The sequence below is a fragment of the Pseudomonas sp. P5_B2 genome (assembly GCF_056400445.1).
This window is the reverse complement of sequence record NZ_JBFULH010001320.1, coordinates 1-712: the sequence shown is the minus strand read 5'-3', so window position 1 is coordinate 712 and position 712 is coordinate 1. Positions and strand designations below refer to the sequence as shown.

Here is a 712-nt window from a genome sequence, read left to right as displayed (position 1 = left end):
ACGCACGGCTGGTCTCGAGTTGCCTATCACGGCCATACACCGGTTGCTCGCGGATTTGATCGAGCAGGGCTACGTCCGCAAGGACGAAAGACGAGGTGAATTCACCTTGACCATGAAGTTGCCATCCTTGGGACTGCGCTTCTTGAGCGCCGGCGGAGTGGTCGATATTGCTCAGCCGATCCTTGAACGGCTGGCGGTAATATCTGGAGAGTTGGTACGCCTGGCGGTCGTTGATGGTGAGCAACTGGTCTATGTCGCGAAGGCCCAGGGCGCACGGGGAGGGTTACGCTATGACCCAGAGATGGGCCGCCCGGTCACCCTGTCGTGCAGTGCCGCGGGTATAAGCTGGCTGGCCGGAAAGAGCGACGAAGAAATCAYGCGACTTGTCTCCGGGCAAGGATTTGGCCTTCCGGCCAACTTTGGTCCCAGCGCACCCACTACCTTCAAAACCCTTCTTCCGCTGATTGAACTCGCACGCAAGAACGGCTATGCCACGACGCAAGATATGTTCTTGCCAGCAATGAGTTCCCTGGCGACGACGGTGACTACAGGCAATGGGGAAGTTGGCGCTGTTCTCATTATTGCAGGACCGATGTCACGGCTTACTCACGAAAGGATGAAGGAGCTTCTGCCGTCGCTGCTGTCGACGGCAGCAGAGTTATCTGAGGCAAGTAGCGTTTCACCGATCATGCGTCGCGCATCTATCYAATTT

At 57.2% G+C, this 712-nt stretch carries 1 protein-coding gene; it reads left to right on the top strand.

From position 1 onward, the window contains the following. Window positions 1-712, top strand: a 712-nt coding sequence (locus tag AC1DRJ_RS30975; RefSeq protein WP_477805465.1) for an IclR family transcriptional regulator, incomplete at both ends; no start/stop codon positions are given.